Raw genomic sequence first — 17,259 nt, forward strand, 5'->3', positions numbered from 1 at the left:
TCACATCCGCTTGCGCCATCAGTTCAACCGGATGCCGTTCGCGAACGGGTCGCTGTCGTCGAAGCAGAGCCGCCCTTCAGCCATTACGTGCGCGTGGCCGGTGAGCGTGGGCACGATCGCCGGCTCGCCCTCGATCGTTTCGTCATGCCGAACGTATTGCAGTTCGAACACGCTGCCGATCACGCTCTCCTGACGCCACACGGCCCGCTCGGCCAGCTTGCCGTCGGCCGCGAGGCAGGCCGCCTTGGCGCTGGTGCCGGTGCCGCACGGCGAGCGGTCGTAGGCATCGCCCGGGCACAGCACGAAGCTGCGGCTGTCGAGCGCTGGCCGCGACGGCGGCCCGAACAGTTCGATATGGTCGATCAGCGCGCCGTGCGTGCCGGTGATGCCGGCCGCGATCAGCGCATCGCGCACCGCGCCCGAAAACGCCGTCAGCTCCTTCAGGTGGGCCGGCGCGACGGTGCGGCGGTGCTGATCCTCCGCCACCAGGAAGAACCAGTTGCCGCCCCAGGCGATGTCGCCCTTCAGCGCGCCGTGGCCCGGCACGTCCACCAACACATCCTTGCGATAGCGGTAAGCCGGCACGTTTCGCACGGACACCGAACGATCGTCGTTCAGCGTGGCCTCGACGATGCCCACCGGCGTTTCGATGCGATGCGTGCCCGGCCCGATCCGCCCCATGTGCGCGAGCGACACCACCAGCCCGATCGTGCCGTGGCCGCACATGCCCAGATAACCGACGTTGTTGAAGAAGATCACGCCCGCCGCGCACGACGGATCGGACGGCTCGCACAGCAACGCGCCCACCATCACGTCCGAGCCGCGCGGCTCGGTCACGGCGGCGGCGCGCCAGTCGTCATGCCGCGTGCGCAGGCGTTCGAGGCGTTCGGCGAGCGGGCCGGCGCCGAGATCCGGCCCTCCAGACACGACGAGGCGGGTAGGCTCACCGCCCGTGTGCGAATCGATGAAGTCGAGTGTTTTCATGCCGCTATCGTAGGAAGCGGCGGCGCCTCGCGTCTTGGCGTCATTATGCGCACCCGATGACGAAATCGGCATAGTCAGGGTAACCGCGCATATGCCGATATCGTCATGCGGCGCGTAGTTGTCGCGCAAGACTTCCGCTTTTTCGCTACCTAGACTGCGCTGTCATCGCTTGAATCGTTGCTTTCCCGCCTGGACATCGTGTTGCACGCCAGGCGCCGGGCTCGAAACAACGTTCCGCCGATTTCAGCACAGCGGACGCCGGCTCCCGGCCGCCGTCCCGCGATCGCCAACAGGCCGGCGCACGCAAAGCCGGCCGCAGCAGCCAAAGGGGAAACGAAAGTGAAGGTGAAGATCTCGCAACTCGCGCTCGCCGCGTCCGCCGCCCTCGCAGTCGCCGGCACGCCGGCCATGGCCGCCGACGCCGTCAAGATCGGCTTCGCCGCGCCGCTGACCGGCACGCAGTCGAACTACGGCACCGACATGCAGAAGGGCGTGCAGCTCGCGATCGACGATTTCAACGCGACCAAGCCGGTGATCGGCGGCAAGCCCGTCACGTTCGTGCTCGATTCGCAGGACGACCAGGCCGATCCGCGCACCGGCACCACGGTCGCGCAGCGCCTGATCGACGACAACGTGGCCGGCATCATCGGCCACTTCAACTCGGGCACCAGCATCCCCGCGTCGGATCTCTACGAAAAGGCCGGGCTGCCGCAGATCTCGATGGCCACCTCGCCGCAATACACGGCGCGCGGCTACAAGACCACCTTCCGCCTGCTGACCAGCGACGCGCAGGCCGGCCGCATCGTCGGCAGCTACGTGGTGAACACGCTGCACTACAAGCGCATCGCGATCATCGACGACCGCACCGCCTACGGCCAGGGCATCGCCGACGAATTCGCCGCATCGGTGCAGAAGGCCGGCGGCACGATCGTCAAGCGCGACTTCACGAACGACAAGGCGCTCGATTTCTCGGCGATCCTGACCAATCTGAAGGGCATGAACCCCGATGCGATCTTCTACGGCGGCGGCGATGCGCAATCGTCGCCGATGATCCGCAAGATGCGTCAGCTCGGCATCAAGGCCGCGTTCGTGACGGGCGAAATGTCGAAATCGCCGACGTTCCTGAAGGTGGGCGGCGAGGCGGCCGAAGGCGCGATCGTCTACATGGGCGGCCTGCCGAAGGAAAAGATGCCGGGCTTCTCGGGCTTCGAGCAGCGCTACAAGGCGCGCTTCCACGAAGACGTGGTGACCTACTCGCCGTACTCGTACGACGGCGCGATCGCGCTGCTGACGGCCATGAAGAACGCGAACTCGACCGATCCGAAGGTGTATGGCCCGTTCGTGGGCAAGGTGCAGGTCAAGGGCGTGTCGGCCGCGACCATCGCCTATGACGCGAAGGGCGACCTGCGCGACGCGCCGGTCACGATCTACCGCGTCGATCACGGCCAGTTCAAGGCCGTCGACACGATCGCCGGCAACTGATCGCACCGAGCATCGCGGCCGCGCCAGGCGGCTGCCGCAACGACAAAACGGGTGCCTTGCAGGCGCCCGTTTTTTCATGCCGGCGACGCTCGCGCGCACGCCTGTACCCTTCCCGCAACGCCCGCGCGGCGCGCCCGACCGCCCGCGCCACATCCTGTAGAATCCAGCGACCCGCCAGTACGCCGTCCCCGCGTGTCTCCGAACCGGAATCACGCGGCCCGTGCCGCGCGCCGATCCGGCTCGCCGCGCGGGACGCCTTGCGGCGCCGCGCACGGTGCGCGCGCCGAGTTCCGAATTCCGTTCGCCCTGACCATGCAAGCATACGAAAAAGGCCGCGCGCCCAGCGCCGCCGCCGATCGCGCGCTCACGCGCAGCGACTACAAGACCCTGAGCCTGGCCGCACTCGGCGGCGCGCTCGAGTTCTACGACTTCATCATCTTCGTGTTCTTCGCGCCGGCGATCGGGCAGTTGTTCTTCCCGCACGACATTCCCGACTGGCTCCGCCAGTTGCAGACCTTCGGCATCTTCGCCGCCGGCTATCTGGCGCGCCCGCTCGGCGGGATCATCATGGCGCACTTCGGCGACCTGGTCGGCCGCAAGCGGATGTTCACGCTGAGCGTGCTGCTGATGTCGGTGCCGACGCTGCTGATGGGCCTGCTGCCCACCTTCGATTCGATCGGCATCCTCGCGCCGGTGCTGCTGTTGCTGTTCCGCGTGCTGCAAGGCGCGGCGGTGGGCGGCGAAGTGCCGGGCGCGTGGGTGTTCGTGTCGGAGCACGTGCCGTCGCGCCGCATCGGCTATGCGTGCGGCACGCTGACGGCCGGCCTGACCGCGGGCATCCTGCTCGGCTCGCTGGTGGCGGGCGCCGTGAACCGCCATTTCGCCCCGGCTGAAATCGCTTCGTACGCCTGGCGGATTCCGTTCCTGCTCGGCGGCGTGTTCGGTCTGGTGTCGGTGTATCTGCGCCGCTGGCTGCACGAAACGCCGGTGTTCGCCGAGCTGCAGGCGCGCAAGGCGCTGGCCGCCGAAATCCCGCTGAAGGCGGTGCTGCGCGACCACGGCCGCTCGGTGATCGTCTCGATGCTGCTGACCTGGATGCTGTCGGCCGCGATCGTGGTGGTGATCCTGATGACGCCGACGCTGCTGCAAAAGCAGTTGCACATCCCCGCCGCCACGGCGCTGTTCGCCAACAGCATCGCCACCGTGGGCCTGACGATCGGCTGCGTCGTGGCCGGCGCGCTGGCCGACCGCTTCGGCGCGAAGGCCGTGATCGCGATCGGCGGCCTGCTGCTCGCGGCCAGCTTCTGCACGCTGTTCGCGCGCGTGTCGGCCGATCCGTCCACGCTCGTGCCGCTCTACGCGCTGACCGGCTTCCTGGTGGGCACGGTGGGCGCGATCCCGTCGGCGATGGTGCGCGGCTTTCCGGCCGTGATCCGCTTCTCGGGCATCTCGTTCTCGTACAACGTCGCGTATGCGATCTTCGGCGGGCTGTCGCCGGTGATCGTGTCGCTGATGATGAAGTCCGATCCGTTCGCGCCGACCGCCTATGTGGGCGCGGTCTGCGTGATCGGCGCGCTGGCCGCGCTGTGCGCGCGCAACGCGAACGAACGCTGAAGCGCGGCGAAGCACGTGCTGCAACGAAAAAGGCGCCGCGAGGCGCCTTTTTTCATGCCGCGAGCCCGTGCCCGAGAAACGTTTCGATACAGTTTTTGCGGAAACGGAAAGCGAATCGCAAGCCGGGCCGGATCAGCGCAGCGTGCCGAACGTGCTGTTCGTGCGGCGCATGCCGTCGATGCTCGCGCCGCCGGCGCCCGTCACGAACAGCAGCAGGAAGCCGCCGGCGATCGCCACGTTCTTCCAGAAGTGGATCACCATGTCGTGTTGCACGGCGGAATTCGTGGCGTCCCAGAAATTGTGGCCGATCAGCGCGGTCGCGATCGTGTAGAGCGCAAGCAGCAGCGCGAGCGGCTTCACGCGATAGCCGACGATCAGCAACAGCCCGCCCAGGCCTTCGATGGCGATCACGACCGGCGCCGTCACCTGCGGGAACGGCACGTACATGCCCTTGAGATAGGCCACGAATTCGCCGTACCCCAGCAGCTTCATCACGCCGCCCCACAAAAACAGGGCCGCCATCAACAGCCTCGCGATGAAGATCACGCCGGAATCGACGGAACGCGTCATATCTCTCTCCTTATAGGACTGACGACGCGGCGGAACCGCGCCGCGTCTGGTAAATGCGCCAGACTAAAAACTTTCGCGCGGCGTTCCAAGCAAAAGGTTGTAGCAAAACTTTACACATGGGCCGCCTCGCGACGCGCATCGGACGCTGCAATCGGGGCAATTCCCGATAAAAATTTTCCGCTCTGCTAACGGATCGGGCTCCGAACGACACCCCGCTCGCGCACCGGCGCAAGCGCGCGCGTCAGGCAAACCGAAGGATGCGCGCTTGCACCGATGCGCCCCGCCACCGCGCCTATCGCGCCACCCGCATGACATTCGCGCCTGCTAGGCTGCGCATTCCTGCCCCCCTTCGAGCCCCTTCGCGACGATGCCCGCCCCCACGTCGAACACCTTCGAAATCGTCAAGCTCTGCGTCGGCGTGCTCACGCCGCTGTCGGTCACCGCGCTCGGCTGGCTGATCAGCCGGCGCATCAAGCGCCTCGAACTCGTGCAGTGGACCAACCAGAAGCTGATCGAGAAACGCCTCGCGATCTACGACGAGATCGCGCCGAAGCTCAACGCGCTGCTGTGCTTCTACACGTGGGTGGGCGACTGGAAGGAGATCACGCCCGATCAGGTGATCCGCACCAAGCGCGAGCTCGACAAGACGATGCATGTCTACCGGCACCTGTTCGACGACGCGATCTACCGCGCCTATCACGCGCTGATGCTCGCGCTGTTCGACACGCACTCGGGGCCGGGGCACGATGCGCGGATCCGCTCGCGCGTGGCCGGCCCAAGCGGCGATCGCGCGCAACACGCGAGCTATGCGTGGCACGCGGCCTGGGCCGAGCGCTTCTCGGCCGGCGCGCCCGAATCGCCCGACGAAATCCGGCAACGCTATTACGCGCTGATGGAGCGCCTGCGCGGCGCGCTCGGCGCGAACAAGTAAGCAGACCGATCGATCGTTGCCGCGGCGTTGACGGAACGCGCGCCGGAAACGACAAACCCGCCGGATCCATCAGGACCGCGGCGGGTTTGCGAGGGGCAGCCGGAAGCGGAGCGAACGCCCCGATCAGGTCACCGGCGCCGGGTTGAACAGCGTCAGCGCATTCGCGAGCTTCCACTGTTCGGCCCAGGTCTTGCGGCCGCTGGCGACGTCGAGCATCAGCTCGAACATCTCCCAGCCCACCTGCTCGATCGTCTTCGCGCCGGTGGCGATGCTGCCGGCGTCCACGTCCATCAGATCGTGCCAGCGGCGCGCCAGATCGCTGCGCGTGGCCACCTTGATCACCGGCACCTGCGCGAGGCCGTAGGGCGTGCCGCGGCCCGTGGTGAAGATGTGCAGGTTCATGCCGGCCGCCAGTTGCAGCGTGCCGCAGATGAAATCGCTGGCCGGCGTGGCCGTGTAGAGCAGGCCCTTCTGCTTCGCGCGCTCGCCGGGGCTGACCACGCCCGAGATCGCCGAGCTGCCCGACTTCACGATCGAGCCCATCGCCTTCTCGACGATGTTCGACAGCCCGCCCTTCTTGTTGCCCGGCGTGGTGTTCGCGCTGCGATCCACCCGGCCGCGCTCCAGATACGCGTCGTACCAGGCCATTTCGCGGATGATGTCCTGCGCGACCTGCTCGTTCGCGGCGCGCGAGGTCAGTTGCGCGACGCCGTCGCGCACTTCCGTCACCTCGGAGAACATGATCGTCGCGCCGGCGCGCACCAGCAGGTCGGCCGCGAAGCCCACCGCCGGGTTCGCGGTCAGGCCCGAGAACGCGTCGCTGCCGCCGCACTGCACGCCCACCACCAGTTCGGCGGCCGGCACCGTTTCGCGGCGGCGGCGGTTCAGGCGCTCCAGATGCTGCTCGGCCATCTTCATGATCGAATCGATCATCGACATGAAACCCACGTGCGCCTGATCCTGCAGGCACACCACGCCGCCGTTGTCGGGCTTGTCGGCCGCGACCGGAATCGCGCCCGCGGGCAGCAGCCGCTCCGGCTGGAGCTTCTCGCAGCCGAGGCTCACCACCATCACTTCACCGCCGAAGTTCGGATTCATGCTGATGTTGCGCAGCGTGCGGATCGGGATTTCCGCGCCCGGCGCCTCGATCGCGACGCCGCAACCGTAGGTGTGCTCGAGGCCCACCACGTCGTCGACGTTCGGGAAGCGCGGCAGCAGCTCGCGCTTGATCCGGTCGACCGCGAACTCCACCACGCCCGAGACGCACTGCACGGTGGTGGTGATCGCCAGGATGTTGCGGGTGCCGACCGAGCCGTCCGCGTTGCGGTAGCCCTCGAACGTATAGCCTTCGAGCGGCGCCTGGTCGGGCGCCTTTTTCGTGGCGAGCGGCAGGTTTTCGAGGCCCGGCGGCTCGGGCATGCGCAGCGTGCGCTCGTTGACCCAGCTGCCGCGCGGCAGATCTTTCGACGCGTAGCCGATCACCACGTTGTAGCGCAGCACCGGATCGCCTTCCTTCAGATCGGCCAGCGCGACCTTGTGGCCTTGCGGCACGCCTTCGCACAGCGTCAGGCCGTCGGCGAACTGCGCGCCGGCGGGCAGGCCGCCGTCGTTGACCACGATCGCGACGTTGTCGTCCGGGTGGACGCGGATGTACAGGGGGGACTGGGACATCGGGGGAAATCCTCGTACGACTGCGAATGAATTAACAGTCATCATACAACACAGGCCGAACCGGCGGGATCGTGCGTAAACCCTGATGCCGAAAGGCTCGTATACGGGTTGTTACGGGCTGCCGGGCGCTTGCACGACCCAAAACGATGTTGTACGATGACATACAACGTAACCGTTATTGACCGAATCCGCTCACGCGAACAGGACGACTCCTCATGACCACGCCGCAAGAACTGAAGCAGATCATCTCCGAAGGGCTGCTGTCCTTCCCCGTCACCGATTTCGACGCGCAAGGCAACTTCCGCGCGGATACGTTCATCGAACGCCTCGAATGGCTCGCCCCGTACGGCGCCTCGGCGCTGTTCGTGGCCGGCGGCACGGGCGAATTCTTCTCGCTGACGCAAGCCGACTACTCGAACGTGGTTCGCACTGCCACCGAAACCTGCAAGGGCAAGGTGCCGATCCTGGCCGGCGCCGGCGGCCCGACGCGCGTGGCGATCCAATACGCGCAGGAAGCGCAGCGCCTCGGCGCGAACGGCATCCTGCTGATGCCGCATTACCTGACCGAAGCGTCGCAGGAAGGCATCGCGCTGCACGCCGAAGAAGTGTGCAAGGCCGTGCCGGACATCGGCGTGATCATCTACAACCGCGCCAATTCGAAGCTGAACGCCGACATGCTCGAGCGTCTGGCCGACCGTTGCCCGAACCTGATCGGCTTCAAGGACGGCGTGGGCGAGATCGAACCGATGGTCACGATCCGCCGCCGCCTCGGCGATCGCTTCGCCTACCTCGGCGGCCTGCCGACCGCGGAAGTGTACGCAGCGGCCTACAAGGCGCTGGGCGTGCCGGTGTACTCGTCGGCCGTGTTCAACTTCATCCCGAAGACGGCGATGGATTTCTACCACGCGATCGCCGCTGAAGATCACGAAACGGTCGGCAAGCTGATCGACGACTTCTTCCTGCCGTACCTGAAGATCCGCAACCGCCGTGCAGGCTACGCGGTCAGCATCGTCAAGGCCGGCGCGAAGCTGGTCGGCCACGATGCCGGCCCGGTGCGCGCACCGCTGACGGACCTGACCGAAGAGGAAGTGGCCGAACTCGACGTGCTGATCAAGAAGCTCGGCGCGCAGTAAGCCTCCGGCTCGGAACGCATCCCGGCGGCGTCGCCGGGATGCCCAGGAAAACCCCTCGTGCGTTCGCGCCGAGGGGTTTTCCGCGTTGAGGGCGCCCGCTCTACAATGAGCGCCTTCCCGATTCCCGAGCCGCCCCGCCGTGAGACGCAAAATGCCCGCGCTGAACGCGCTGAAAGCCTTCGAACTGGCCGGCCGCACCGGCAGCTTCACGCGCGCGGCCGAGCTGCTGAGCGTGACGCAGAGCGCGGTCAGCCGGCAGGTGCGTCAGCTCGAAAGCCAGCTCGGCGAAGCGCTGCTGACGCGCCGCCACCATCAACTCGAACTGACCTCGGCCGGCCGCGTGCTGCTGCACGCGCTGCAGCAATCGTTCGACAAGATCGAGCTGACGGTGCGCGGGCTGCAGGACAAGCAACACCACAACCGCCTGCGCGTGAACGTGCCGCCCACCTTCGCCGCGCGCTGGCTGATGCCGCGCCTGCCCGGCCTGCGCGAGGCGCATCCGCAATTCGAGCTGAGCCTGACCACGCGCCTGGCCGACAGCCTCGGCACCTCGCGCCTGCTCGATTGCGCGGTGCGTTTCGGCGACGGCGAATGGGATGGCTTCGACAACGTGCTGCTGATGCACGAGCAGCACATCGCGGTGTGCTCGCCGGCGCTGTACGCGCGCGTGCAGCACGACGGGCCGATCGACCTCAACCGCTTCACGCTGCTGCACGTGCTGGCGGCCGACGACCAGCGCTACCTGACGTGGCAGCACTGGCTGACGGCAGCCGGCATCGACGGCGTGGATACGCGCGGCGGCTACGAATTCGATCTGCTCGATCACGCGATCCGCGCGGCGATCGACGGCCTCGGCATCACGATCGCGGATCGCCACATGGTGGCGCGCGAAATCGCGGCGGGCCAACTGATGCAGGTGCTGAACGTGCACGTGGATGGCCGGCAGTCCTACTGGTTCGTCACGCGCCCCGAGCAATCGCACGATCCGCACATCGCGCAGTTCCGCGAATGGCTTCAGCACGAAGTCTGGCTGTCGACGCACAACCTGCGGCCGTCCTCGCCGGCGGGGGCGATGCCGGAAGCGTGATCGCGGCCGGCGGCGCGCCGGCCATTCCTGCATGGCGCAGCCAGCCGTCGGCCACCGCCCCGCCGAATCGCAACCGGCGGCGCGCCGGTCACATCGAAACCGGCCCGCCGCCGCTTCCCGGCACGGCGGCCGCGCCCGGCGCGCGGGATCCCGGCCGGTGCGCCGGCAGCGCCAGCAAACACACCAGCGACACCGCCGCGAGCGCGCTGTAGAACACCGCCAACGGCCACCACTGCCCCGGCCACGCATGGGCAAGCACCGTGCCGACGAGCGGGGTCAGGCCGCCCGCCAGCGCGGCGCACGATTGATACGACAACGAGATCGCCGAGTAGCGATAGCGCACGTCGAACGCGTCCGTCATCAGCCCGGCCATCACGGCATACGAACCCGACATGCACATCACGGCCATGGCGATGCCGATCACGATGGCAAACGGCTTGCCCGTCGATACCAGCATGAACATCGGATACGGGGACACCATGGCCAGGCCCGCGGCCCAGGCGAGGAACTTCCGCGCCGCGACGCGCTGCGCGAGCCAGCCCGAGGCAAGCTGGTTGAAGAAGTGCACGAACGCGACGATGAACAGGCAATCGAGCATCAGCGCGCGGCTGATGCCCAGTGTCCCGGTGGCGAAGCTCAGCATGAAGGTGTTGCAGAACCAGGCCCCCGCGACGCCGATCACGTTCGCGCCCAGGCACAGCAGCACGGTGCGCCACGCGTTGCGCAGCACCTCGACGATGGGCAGGGCCGCCGGCTTCGCGCGTTCGGCGGCGGCCGCGAATTCGGGCGACTCCGATACGCCCGAGCGGATGAACACGCCCACGATCAGCAGGACCGCGCTGAGCAGGAACGGGATGCGCCACCCCCAGTCCATCAATTGCGCCTTCGGCAGTTGTCCGACGGTGCGAAAGGCGAGCAGCGCGAGAATCAGGCCGGCGGGGCTGCCCAATTGCGCGAACGACGCCAGGAACGTGCGCCGGGCCTTGGGCGCATGCTCGCCCGCCATCAACACCGCGCCGCCCCACTCGCCGCCGATCGCGATGCCCTGCGCCACCCGCAGCAGCACCAGCAGCACGGGCGCGATCGCGCCGGCCGACGCGTAGGTCGGCAGGAAACCGATGCCCACCGTGCCGATCCCCATGATGACGAGCGTCGCGACGAGCGCCTTCTTGCGCCCGACCCGGTCGCCGAGATGGCCGAACACCAGCCCGCCGAACGGGCGTGCGAAGAACCCCACCGCAAACGTGCCGAACGACGCGAGCGTGCTGTAGAACGGGTCGCCCCGCGGAAAGAACAGCGTGCCGAACACGAGCGCCGACGCCGTCGCGTAGATATAGAAGTCGTACCATTCGATCGTGGTGCCGACGAAAGCGGCGAACGCGGCGCGACGCGGCTGGCGCATCGGCCCTGCCTGGGCGGTGGGTTGCATCGAGTGTCTCCTGATGAGGTCCGGTCTGGGATGCCGGTCTTCAGCCTGTCAAGCGCGTCAGCCCTTCAATACGCCGGCCTCGAACAGCCGCCGTTGCGTCTCGCCGTCGATGCCGAGCGCGTCGAGCACCGCGCGCGTGTCGCCGCCCAGCGCGGGCGGCGCGCTGCGATAGGTGGCCGGGGTTCGGGACAGCTTGATGGGCGTGCCGGTGCCGCGATACGCGCCGATCTCGACGATCAGTTCGCGGTGGCGCGTGTGCGGGTGATGCGCCACGGCATCGACGGTCTGCACCGGCCCGCACGGCACGCCGCCGCGAATCAGCGCCGTCGCGAGCGCCTCGCAATCGAGCGACTGCATCAGACGTTCGAGCTCCGCCTTCAATTCCGCGCGATGCGCGCAGCGGCTCGCGTTGTCGGCGAAGCGCCGATCCTCCGCGAGCTGCGGCGCATTCAGGTGGGCGGCCAGCTTGGCGAACTGACGATCGTTGCCCACCGCGAGGAAGATCGGTGCGGTCGCGGTTCGATAGCTGTCGTAGGGCGTGATGTTCGGATGCGCATTGCCGCTGCGCTGCGGCGTGCGCCCGTTGCCGAAATAGTTCGGCAGATGCGGATGGAGCAGCGAGACCCCGCAGTCGTACAGCGCGATATCGAGCGACTGGCCCCGGCCGCTCGTCTCGCGCTCCGCGAGTGCGAGCAGAATGCCGGCCAGCGCATTGAGGCCCGTCACCATGTCCACGACCGGCAGGCCGACGCGCAGCGCGGCCCCGTCGGGCTCGCCGTTCACGCTCATCAAGCCCGCCATGGCCTGAATCGCCGCGTCGTAGCCGGGCAGCCCGCCGAGCGGGCCGTCCGGGCCGAACCCGGAGATCGCGCAATGAATCAGCGTCGGGAAGCGTTCCGAGAGCCGCGGGTAATCCATCCCCCAGCGCTCGAGCGTGCCGGGCTTGAAGTTCTCCACCAGCACGTCCGCGCCGTCGAGCAACTGCCAGAGGAGGTCGCGCCCGGCTTCGCACGACAGGTCGACGCAAATCCCCTGCTTGTTGCGATTGACGCCGACGAAGTACGACGCGGTCTCGCCGACGAACGGCGGCCCCCAGCCGCGCGTTTCGTCGCCGCCGGGCGGCTCGAGCTTGATGACCTGTGCGCCGTGATCCGCCAGGGCCTGCGTGCAGTAAGGGCCGCCGAGCACGCGGCTCAAATCGACGACACGCAGGCCCTGAAGCGCGCCGGCCACCCGGTTCGCAGTCATTGCACGCCCTCCAGGCTGGCCGGCAGCAGCGACATGGCGTCGTCGAGCGTCATCGGCGTTTCGTCGACGAGCTGGCGCAGCACGCCGGCATCGGCGCGCCCGTCCCCCGGCACCAGCGGGTCGCGCGGCATGAGCTTGTGGCTGACGACGAGATGCGCGAGCGCCAGCCGGCGGAAGTCGCCGCCGATTCGAGCGGCTTCCGTCGCCATGAAGATCGCCGCCGTGGCGTGATAGACGGCGCTGGCCGCCTCGCGCACGCTGTCGTCGCGGCCGCATTCGGCCACGCCGTCGAGCGCGGCGCTCGCACGCCCGAACACGTCGCGCAACAAGGCGACCGACGCCGGCGGCAGCGCGGCGTCGTCCAGTTGCGCATGCAGATACTGCCCGAGCGATGCGAGCGCGCCTTCGCGGCGCGTGGCGCGCGCCACGTCGAGCGCAACGATGTTGCTCGTGCCTTCCCAGATCGAGCCGAGGTGCGCATCGCGCACGAGCCGCGGGTCGGCCCACTCCTCGATGTAGCCCACGCCGCCCCGCACTTCCATCGCGTCGCCGGTGACCTTCCGCGCGTCGCGGCAGGCGCGGAACTTCACCAGCGGCGTGAGGATGCGAACGCATTTGGCCGCGAGCGCCTCGCCGCGATCCGCCTTCGGCAGCAGCATCGCGATCTGCATGAACATCGAGCGGGCCTGTTCGGCCGGCAGCATCATCTTCAGCAGTTGCCGCTGCATCAGCGGCATCTCGACGAGATTGCGGCCGAACGCCGAGCGATGCCGCGCGACGTGCAGCGCCTCGGTGAGCGCGCGGCGCATGAGCCCGGCGGCGCGCACGCCGTTCGACAGACGCGACATGTTGATCATGTCCGCCATCTGGTGAAACCCGCGCCCCACCTCGCCGATCAGGTAGGCCTGCGCGCCTTCGAGAACGATCTCGCCGCTGGCCATCGAGCGGCTGCCGAGCTTGTCCTTCAGGCGGACGATGCGATACGCGTTGCGCGTGCCGTCCTCGAGCACCTTCGGCAGCAGGAACAGCGCCAGCCCCTTGATACCGTCGGGCGCGTCGTCGGGGCGGGCCAGCACCATCGCCAAGTCAGCGTCGGCGTTGGAACAGAACCACTTGTCGCCCGTCAGCGTCCAGATTTCCCCGCCGTCCGCATCGACGCTTCGCGTGGCGCGCGTCACCGTGCGGCCCGTATCGGAGCCCGCGGCCTGCTCGGTCATGAACATCGCGCCTTGAAAGAGCGTGTCGAAATCCTGTGAAGCGAGCCTCGGCAGGTAACGGTCGACCAGCGCCGGGCTACCGAACTTGCGCAGCGTGCGGGTGAGCGAATCGGTCATGCTCACCGGGCAGCACAGGCCGAATTCCGCCTGCACGAACAGGAACGTCAACGCGTATTTCACGAGCGGCGGCGGCGCGTCGCTCCGGTGGCTCATCGAGGCGAGCCCGAGCTCGCTGTACGCCACGCGTTCGAGCGCGACGTAGGCCGGATCCTTCTCGATGTGCTGCAGCGCCTCGCCGCGCCGCGTGCGCGGCATCAGGACGGGCGGATTGTGATCGGCGCGCGTGGCCCAGGCGTCGAGTTCGTCCGAGGCGCGCCGGCCCAGCTCGAGCAGGCGCGCTTCGATGCCGCGGAAGCGCGTCTCGCCCAGAAAGCTCCTGAGCAACGGGCCGAACGAGGGATCGCTGATGAAGAAATTGATGCCGCGGCTGTCCGGGATGTTCGAAGCCGCGGGTTCCTGCCGTGGGTCGGGCATGGATCGTCTCCTGAATTTCGCCGCGGCGCATCGGGGCGCCACGATCGCGAAATCCAGAGTAAGAGCCGGCTCGATAAGCGTCCAATACAATCGATGGCATGAGCGATAACATGCGTTTATCGTCGAGGAGCGCAGACCGATGGAACTCAGACAACTCAGATATTTCGTCGCCGTTGCCGAAGAACTGCATTTCGGGCGCGCGGCGCGGCGGCTGTTCATCTCGCAACCCGCGCTGAGCTTCGATATCAAGCGCTTCGAGGAGCAACTGGGCACGCGGCTTCTCGAGCGCAGCAGCAAGTCGGTCGTGCTCACCAACGCCGGGCAGGTGCTGTTCGGGGAAGCGCAGCGGCTGCTGCAACAGGCCGACGAGGTGGCCAAGATCACCGCGCAATCCGCCCACGGGCTGGCGGGCCGCCTGCGTATCGGCTTCGTGAATTCGATGCTCTATCGGGGCTTGCCCGAGGCCGTGGCACGCTTCGAGGCGGCCCATCCCGCCGTCGAGATCGCGCTCAGGGAGATGAACACGGCCGAGCAGAGCCGGGCCCTTCAGCAGCGCCAGATCGATCTGGGCTTCGCCTACTGGGGCCACTATCCGGCGGAGATCGAAACGCAGCTCGTGATGGCGGAGGATTTTCTGTGCTGCCTGCCGGCCCATCACCGGCTCGCCCGGAAGCGGCGCATCGATCTGCAACAGTTGCAGAACGAACCGTTCATCCTGTTTCCACGCGCCGTCTCGCCGCACTACCACGACCAGATCATCGCCACCTGCGTCGACGCCGGCTTCAGCCCGACCATCCGGCACGAGGCGCGCCTCTGGCAGACGGTGGTCACGATGGTGGAGTTCGGCATGGGCGTGGCGCTCGTGCCGCAGGCGCTGGCGCGAACGCAATCCCAGCGCGCCGTGTTCATCCGGCTGGCGCGCAACCCCTACGCATCGCGCATCCTGAGGCTGACGCGCGCGGGCGGCCAGATGGCGCTCATCGACAGCTTCCTCGAGGCGCTCGAGCGGGTTCGCTAGGCGCGCGCCGCTCAGATCTCCTCGTTGACGCGATACCCCACCCCGCGCACCGTCACGATCGCGAGCCGCCCGAGCTTCCGGCGCAGGTTGTGGATATGCACCTGCAGCACGTTGCTCGCGATCGTGTCGCCCATCACGTCGAGCCGCCGTTTCAGTTCGTTCCCCGAAATCACGGCGCCGGCGTGCATCATCAATTCCTGCAGAATCACGAATTCGCGCGGCGACAGCGCCACGCGGCTGCCGCCGAGCCAGGCCTGATGGCGGGTCGGGTCGATCCGCAGGCGGCCCGCCGACAGGATCGGCAGCGCCTGCCCCGCGTGGCGGCGCTGCACCACGCGAATCCGCGCGAGCAGCTCGTCGATCACGAACGGGCGGATCAGATAATCGTCGGCGCCGGCGTCGAGCGCGGCGATGCGCGCCTGCACGGCCTCGCGCGCGACGAACACCACGGTCGGCACCGTCGCGGCGCGCCGGCGCAACATGCCGAGCACCAGCAGGCCGCCTTCGCCGAGATGTTCGAGATCGAGCAGCAGCAGCGTGTATGGCGCCACGGCCAGCGCCTGCAAGGCCGCCTCGCCGTGGTGGACGCAATCGACAGCAAAGCCCGCCGCACGCAGGCCCGCCGCGAGGTCGGCGCGGCCCGGCAGATCGTCTTCGACGAGCAATACGCGTTGGGAAAGCATGGTGGGATCGGGCCGCGATGCGGCGAAGCGAGCGAATGGCGGCCGATGATAGAGGCGCGAAGCTTAGGGGCAGCTTAACGCTTGCCCGATGCGGGGCGGCGCGGCCTCAGGCAGCCTTAATCTTCGCCGCGCTAAGGTGGCAGCCCGAGCGCGATGCCACGGCATCGCCCGCCTACCGGAGCACGCCCGCTTGAAAACCGCCCTTCCGATCCTGGCCGCCGGTCTCACCGGCCTGTGCCTCGCCCTTCCCGCGCACGCCGACGCGAACATCGGCGTGTACCTGTCCGCGCCCGGCCCGGTGTATGCCGCACCGCCGCCGGTCGTCTACGCGCCGCAGCCCGTCTATGCGCAGCCCGTCTACGGCGAGTACGGCCGTCCCGATTGGGAACGCGAACGCCGCTGGCGCGATCGCGAATGGCACCGGCACGACGATCACGACCACCGCGATTGGCATCGCGGCCGCGAGCGCGATTGAGCGCACGGCCGCGAAGCCGCCTCACGTTTCGAACAACGAAGCACCGAGATACGCGCCTTCGCGCACGCCCGGCGGCATCGCGAAGATCGCGCTGCCCACGTGCGTCGTGAACTGATTCATCAGATCGAACTTCGACAGATTCCGGTTGATCGGAATGAAGCCGGTGCGCGGGTCGGCCTGATGGGCGATGAAGATCAGCCCCGCGTCGTACTCCACTTCCTGCCGCCACGGCGGCCAGCGCTCGATATAGAAGTTCGTGCTGTCGTTGTAGGAGTACGAACGACGCAGGATCTGCGCGCCGTCGTTGCTGGCCTGATTCGACAGCCGCACGTGCGAGCCCTGCGCAATCACCGGATTGCCGTCGGCATCCTCGGCCTTCAGGTCGAGCGCATCGAACTCGCCGCGTCCGCCGAGCGGCGCGCCGCTCACCTTGTGGCGGCCGAACACCTGCTCCTGGAACGCGAGATCGGTGCGGTCCCAGTGTTCGAGCGTGATGCGGATGCGGCGCACCACCGTGTAGGTGCCGCCCGCCATCCACGGCGCATCGGCCGCGCCGGCCCACACGAAGCGCTGCATGGCGGCCGGATCGCGCGGCGACGGGTTGTTGGTGCCGTCCTTGAAGCCCATCAGGTTGCGCGGCGTCTGCCCGCGCGCGCCGGTCAGGAAACCGGCCTGCCCCCAGCGCATGCGGATCGCGCCATAGCCGAGCCGCGCCAGTTGGCGCACCGCGTGGAACGCCACCTGCGCATCGTTCGCGCAGGCCTGCACGAGCAGATCGCCGCCGGTTTTCTCGGCCACCAGCTGATCGCCGTTGAAACGCGGCAGATCGACCAGCGCGGCCGGCCGGCGGCTCGCGAGGCCGAAGCGGTCGTGACCGTCGGCCGTGGCGAACAGGCCCGGGCCGAACCCGAAGCTCAGCGTCAGCGCGGCCGGGCCCACCCCGATCGTCTCGCCCGAATCGCCCGCGGCCTGTCCGTCGGGCACCGCCAGCGCGCCGGCCGGTTCGCCGCGCGGCATGCGGGCCGCCGCGTCGGTCCACGCGCGCAACAGCGCGATCAGCTCCGCGCGCTTGTCGGTGGCGATGTCGAACGCGGCGACATAGGTATGCGACTGCTGCGGCGTCACGATGCCGGCCTGATGCTCGCCGTGGAACGGCACCTGTTCGGCCATCGGGTCGGCCACC

At 68.1% G+C, this 17,259-nt stretch carries 15 protein-coding genes; 7 read left to right on the top strand and 8 right to left on the bottom strand.

Annotation, left to right across the window (positions count from 1 at the left end; translation table 11 throughout):
* Nucleotides 1-18: 18 nt before the first annotated feature.
* Nucleotides 19-984, bottom strand: a complete 966-nt coding sequence (locus tag G3N92_RS19170; RefSeq protein WP_206129104.1) for a 4-hydroxyproline epimerase — start codon at nucleotides 982-984, stop codon at nucleotides 19-21.
* A 339-nt stretch (nucleotides 985-1,323) separates the two neighbouring features.
* Here G3N92_RS19170 and G3N92_RS19175 point away from each other — a divergent pair, with 339 nt between their 5' ends.
* Together G3N92_RS19175 and G3N92_RS19180 are read left to right on the top strand one after the other, a co-directional pair.
* Entirely contained in the window at nucleotides 1,324-2,466 is a 1,143-nt protein-coding gene (locus tag G3N92_RS19175) for a branched-chain amino acid ABC transporter substrate-binding protein (RefSeq protein WP_206129105.1), read from the top strand.
* Nucleotides 2,467-2,778: 312 nt separating this feature from the next.
* A complete protein-coding gene (locus G3N92_RS19180; protein WP_206129106.1) occupies nucleotides 2,779-4,080 on the top strand; it encodes an MFS transporter in 1,302 nt (433 codons plus the stop codon).
* A gap of 132 nt (nucleotides 4,081-4,212) precedes the next feature.
* On the opposite strand, the gene G3N92_RS19185 is transcribed toward G3N92_RS19180, so the two are convergent.
* A complete protein-coding gene (locus G3N92_RS19185) occupies nucleotides 4,213-4,650 on the bottom strand; it encodes a DoxX family protein (protein WP_206129107.1) in 438 nt (145 codons plus the stop codon).
* A gap of 367 nt (nucleotides 4,651-5,017) precedes the next feature.
* On the opposite strand from G3N92_RS19185, the gene G3N92_RS19190 reads away from it, so the two are divergent.
* The gene (locus G3N92_RS19190) at nucleotides 5,018-5,581 is read left to right on the top strand and encodes a hypothetical protein (protein WP_206129108.1); all 564 of its coding nucleotides are present in this window, start codon (nucleotides 5,018-5,020) and stop codon (nucleotides 5,579-5,581) included.
* A gap of 123 nt (nucleotides 5,582-5,704) precedes the next feature.
* Here the strand turns inward: G3N92_RS19190 and garD are convergent, their stop codons facing one another.
* On the bottom strand, nucleotides 5,705-7,252 hold the full coding sequence (gene garD, locus G3N92_RS19195) for a galactarate dehydratase (RefSeq protein ID WP_206129109.1): 1,548 nt from the start codon (nucleotides 7,250-7,252) through the stop codon (nucleotides 5,705-5,707).
* A 215-nt stretch (nucleotides 7,253-7,467) separates the two neighbouring features.
* Here garD and kdgD point away from each other — a divergent pair, with 215 nt between their 5' ends.
* Together kdgD and G3N92_RS19205 are read left to right on the top strand one after the other, a co-directional pair.
* On the top strand, nucleotides 7,468-8,385 hold the full coding sequence (gene kdgD / locus G3N92_RS19200; protein WP_206129110.1) for a 5-dehydro-4-deoxyglucarate dehydratase: 918 nt from the start codon (nucleotides 7,468-7,470) through the stop codon (nucleotides 8,383-8,385).
* A 151-nt stretch (nucleotides 8,386-8,536) separates the two neighbouring features.
* Nucleotides 8,537-9,472 carry a LysR substrate-binding domain-containing protein gene (locus G3N92_RS19205; protein ID WP_206129118.1) on the top strand — a complete coding sequence of 312 codons (936 nt, stop codon included), beginning with the start codon at nucleotides 8,537-8,539 and terminating at the stop codon, nucleotides 9,470-9,472.
* 88 nt (nucleotides 9,473-9,560) lie between these two features.
* On the opposite strand, the gene G3N92_RS19210 is transcribed toward G3N92_RS19205, so the two are convergent.
* The 3 genes from G3N92_RS19210 to G3N92_RS19220 are packed head-to-tail and all read right to left on the bottom strand — an operon-like array spanning nucleotide 9,561 to nucleotide 13,900.
* Nucleotides 9,561-10,901, bottom strand: coding sequence for an MFS transporter (locus G3N92_RS19210; RefSeq protein WP_206129111.1), 1,341 nt, complete (start codon nucleotides 10,899-10,901; stop codon nucleotides 9,561-9,563).
* Between the two features lie 57 nt (nucleotides 10,902-10,958).
* Entirely contained in the window at nucleotides 10,959-12,149 is a 1,191-nt protein-coding gene (locus tag G3N92_RS19215; protein WP_206129112.1) for a CoA transferase, read from the bottom strand.
* The gene (locus G3N92_RS19220) at nucleotides 12,146-13,900 is read right to left on the bottom strand and encodes an acyl-CoA dehydrogenase family protein (RefSeq protein WP_206129113.1); all 1,755 of its coding nucleotides are present in this window, start codon (nucleotides 13,898-13,900) and stop codon (nucleotides 12,146-12,148) included. The genes G3N92_RS19215 and G3N92_RS19220 overlap by 4 nt, the downstream gene beginning before the upstream one ends.
* 139 nt (nucleotides 13,901-14,039) lie before the next feature.
* Between G3N92_RS19220 and G3N92_RS19225 the strand changes: the two genes are divergently transcribed.
* Entirely contained in the window at nucleotides 14,040-14,918 is an 879-nt protein-coding gene (locus G3N92_RS19225; RefSeq protein ID WP_206129114.1) for a LysR family transcriptional regulator, read from the top strand.
* A gap of 11 nt (nucleotides 14,919-14,929) precedes the next feature.
* Here G3N92_RS19225 and G3N92_RS19230 read toward each other — a convergent pair whose 3' ends face one another.
* Complete coding sequence (locus tag G3N92_RS19230) at nucleotides 14,930-15,601, bottom strand: winged helix-turn-helix domain-containing protein (protein WP_206129115.1); 672 nt, start codon at nucleotides 15,599-15,601, stop codon at nucleotides 14,930-14,932.
* A gap of 208 nt (nucleotides 15,602-15,809) precedes the next feature.
* Here G3N92_RS19230 and G3N92_RS19235 point away from each other — a divergent pair, with 208 nt between their 5' ends.
* On the top strand, nucleotides 15,810-16,076 hold the full coding sequence (locus G3N92_RS19235) for a hypothetical protein (RefSeq protein WP_339385781.1): 267 nt from the start codon (nucleotides 15,810-15,812) through the stop codon (nucleotides 16,074-16,076).
* Nucleotides 16,077-16,097: 21 nt separating this feature from the next.
* On the opposite strand, the gene efeB is transcribed toward G3N92_RS19235, so the two are convergent.
* Nucleotides 16,098-17,259: iron uptake transporter deferrochelatase/peroxidase subunit (gene efeB / locus G3N92_RS19240; protein ID WP_206129117.1), on the bottom strand; the 1,162-nt coding region annotated here is incomplete at its 5' end.

It is taken from the genome of Burkholderia sp. Ac-20379 (assembly GCF_017104645.1).
GTDB lineage: Bacteria > Pseudomonadota > Gammaproteobacteria > Burkholderiales > Burkholderiaceae > Burkholderia.